The 2,367-nt window shown below is 61.9% G+C and carries 2 protein-coding genes; one reads left to right on the forward strand and one right to left on the reverse strand.

Annotated elements, in window-relative coordinates; all coding sequences use genetic code 11:
* The first annotated feature begins 40 nt into the window (after positions 1–40).
* On the forward strand, positions 41–1,168 hold the full coding sequence (locus tag NW819_RS11645; protein WP_414413844.1) for an iron-containing alcohol dehydrogenase family protein: 1,128 nt from the start codon (positions 41–43) through the stop codon (positions 1,166–1,168).
* 24 nt (positions 1,169–1,192) lie between these two features.
* On the opposite strand, the gene NW819_RS11650 is transcribed toward NW819_RS11645, so the two are convergent.
* Positions 1,193–2,134, reverse strand: coding sequence for a DMT family transporter (locus NW819_RS11650; protein ID WP_414413843.1), 942 nt, complete (start codon positions 2,132–2,134; stop codon positions 1,193–1,195).
* Between the last annotated feature and the right edge of the window lie 233 nt (positions 2,135–2,367).

The raw sequence follows: 2,367 nt of genomic DNA on the forward strand, positions 1-2,367 counted from the left end.
CGATAGCGGGACGGAGTCCTTTTTCTCGCCCTTTCTTGCAATGCTAAGCGCCTCTCCTTACCAATTGGATCTTGCCATTCTGGCCCCAGGTCGGCTGTACCGCGGCAGCGGCATTCTGGAAGCTGTGCCCCTCACCGTGCTGGGATCCCGTGTGCTGGTGATCGGGGGGGAACGCTCCTTGGCTGTAGTTGAGGCCCCCCTGGAGCGCAATTTCGCCCGGGATCCCGCCCTCCAAGTTCACTGGACTACCTACGGGGTAGATTGCAGCGAGTCGGAGCTGGCGCGTTTGCAGGCGCTAGCCATGGCGGAGTCCACAACCGGCATCTTGGGGGTAGGCGGGGGCAAGGCTCTGGATACGGCCAAGCTGGTGGCCCACCGGCTGCGTATCCCCGTGGTTACCGTGCCCACCTCTGCGGCCACCTGTGCCGCCTGGAGCGCCCTATCCAATATCTACTCCGACAGCGGCGCTTTTCAGCAGGATGTGAGCCTGGATCGCGCCCCTGCTGCCCTGATCCTGGACTATGAGCTGATTCTGCAAGCTCCAGCGCGCACCCTAGTGGCTGGGATCGGAGATGCCTTGGCTAAGTGGTACGAGTCTTCCGTCAGCAGCGGCAGTTCAGAAGATGCCCTGGTGATTGGCGCTGTGCAGCAGGCCCGCGTCCTGCGGGATTTGCTCCTCCAGCAATCGGCGGCGGCCCTGCGGGAGCCGGGCGGAACCGCTTGGAAGCAGGTGGTGGATGCTTGCATTTGCCTGGCGGGGATCGTCGGCGGCATGGGTGGGGCTAAGTGTCGCACCGTGGCCGCCCACGCTGTCCACAACGGGCTAACCCACTTGTCGGGGCACCGGGCCACCCTGCACGGCGAGAAGGTGGCTTTCGGCATTTTGGCCCAGCTCCGCCTAGAAGAGATCCTGCAGGGAAGCCAGTTGGCGCTGGCAGCACGTACCCAGTTGCTGGAGTTCTACCGCCAGGTGGGGTTGCCCCTCAACTTGCGGGATCTCAAGCTAGGTCACTTGGGATCCGCCGACCTGCTGCATGCTGCCCAAGTGGCCTGCCAGCCAGGATCCGACATCCACCACCTGCCCTTCCCCGTCAGTCCAGAAGCCCTGTTGGTGGCCCTTACCACCACAGACCTGACCAGCTCCAGCCCTGTTCTCCCTCGGCTGTAAGTCCTGGCAGAGGATATCTGTCTGCTATCCAACTCCGCCGGTACGGGCCTGGGTCGGCATTGTGGGCAGGCGGGCTTCGCCGTAGGCTCCAGAGGTGGCGCCCACCAAGATCAAGGCTCCGCCCATCCAAGTCCACACATCCGGGATCTCGGCAAACACCCAAAACCCGATTAGGCTGGCCCAGAGCAGACGGGAGAAATCCAGAGGCAGCAGCATCGTCACCTCAGCCAGCTTGTAGGCCTGGGCGAGGGCCACCTGGCCAATGCTGCCCAGTAGCCCCATGGCCACCATCCACAGCCACTGCTCAGGAGAAGGCCAGGTCCAAACCCAGACGGCAGCCAGAAAGGAAAGGGGGGTCTGCAGCAGGCCCATGTAGGCCGTAATCGTGAGGCTGGACTCGGTGCGGGAGAGGATCTTGAGCACGATGGTCACCCAGGCAAAGAGTGCTGCCGCCCCCAAGGCCAGCCCTGTTCCCAGAGAAAACTCTCGGAAGCCTGGCCTCAACATCACCAAAGCCCCGGCAAACCCCAGGCCCAATCCCAGCCAGCGGGACGAGCGCATCTGCTCGCCCAACACCCATACCGCCATCGTGCCGGCAAACAAAAGTTGAACAAAGCTCAGCGCCGTAGCTTCTGCCAGAGGCAACAGGCTGGCTGCCCAAAAGGAGAGCAACATCCCCACCGTGCTGATCGCCGAGCGCAGGAGGTAAAACTCCATCTTGGCGGTGTGCAGAGACTGGATCCCAGCCCGCAACACCAGCGGCGACAGGGCGAGAAACCCGAATAGGTTGCGCAAAAACACAATCTGAAAGGGGTGAAGGGCGGGAGTGTTGAGCCGGATGATCGCGCCTAAACAGGCAAAGCAAGCAGTGGCCAGCAGCTTCAGGGCAACTCCTTGCCAGAGCCTTATTTTTCCCCACTCTGCAAAGCGGCTCAGCTGGTGGCGATACCACATCTCCAAAGTCACAGCTCACACCCAAATGGTTTAGGCACTAAGTTTTCAGCCTTGAACTCTCAGCTTAAACGGACTTCCAGGGATCCGAACTGCGCCCCTGGGCACTCCTTGCTGCCCACCGGCCCCCCTGATTCCCAGGGGGAAAAAGATGGGGATCCCAAGACATGGCCATTTCAAGTAGCCATGAAACAACTCACCCCGTCGCTCCATAGCTCCCCTCTCTCTTTGGGAGAGGGGCTGGGGGT

Origin of the sequence: Synechococcus sp. R8-2, assembly GCF_047461715.1 — a bacterium.
In the GTDB taxonomy this organism is placed as follows: domain Bacteria; phylum Cyanobacteriota; class Cyanobacteriia; order Thermostichales; family Thermostichaceae; genus Thermostichus.

Coding starts and splice junctions, on each gene's coding strand:
- NW819_RS11645 (WP_414413844.1), top strand. CDS start 41: ATGCTAAGCGCCTCTCCTTACCAATTGGATCTTGCCATTCTGGCCCCA.